This is a genomic window from Schaalia canis (assembly GCF_003858455.1).
Lineage (GTDB): Bacteria > Actinomycetota > Actinomycetes > Actinomycetales > Actinomycetaceae > Pauljensenia > Pauljensenia canis.
The window spans coordinates 1-426 of record NZ_RQZF01000046.1 but is presented as its reverse complement, the minus strand read 5'-3'; the positions used below and the strand labels follow the sequence as shown (position 1 = coordinate 426).

1 protein-coding gene is annotated in these 426 nt (G+C 51.4%); it reads left to right on the top strand.

The annotated features are described in order from the left end of the window. Nucleotides 1-119: 119 nt before the first annotated feature. Nucleotides 120-426 (top strand): hypothetical protein (locus EII11_RS10380; protein ID WP_165867171.1); only part of this gene is annotated, 307 nt, incomplete at its 3' end.

Sequence of the window (426 nt, the reverse complement as noted above, 5' to 3'; positions counted from 1 at the left end):
ACTATATTGCTCAGTACACCAATGGGGCGCGTGTTGTGGCTGTGGGAATATGGCCAACTGACGGCTTTGAAACAGACTATGTGCCTAGCGCAAACAGGGAGATTGATCATTGTTTAAGTTTGCCGCCGAAAGAACGGGTCGGAGACGATTCTGAAGATTATGTGTTTGAGCGTTTAGAGGGCTACCCAGAAGAAGTCCTCGCATTCCAATCCGTGTCATGGAATGCGCTTGGCCGCGACCCTTTACCGGTCTTGCGTGATGATTATGCCAACACCCCCAACATTCGTACGAATTCGACCGCTCGGGCTTTTGGTATCTTTGAAGACCACTTCATTACTGTCATGATTGATGACCCCTCCGACCAGCCCCCCACCGAAGAAGAACTCCGCGCCCTGTGGGATGCTCAGGTAGCGAAAATGCGTTACC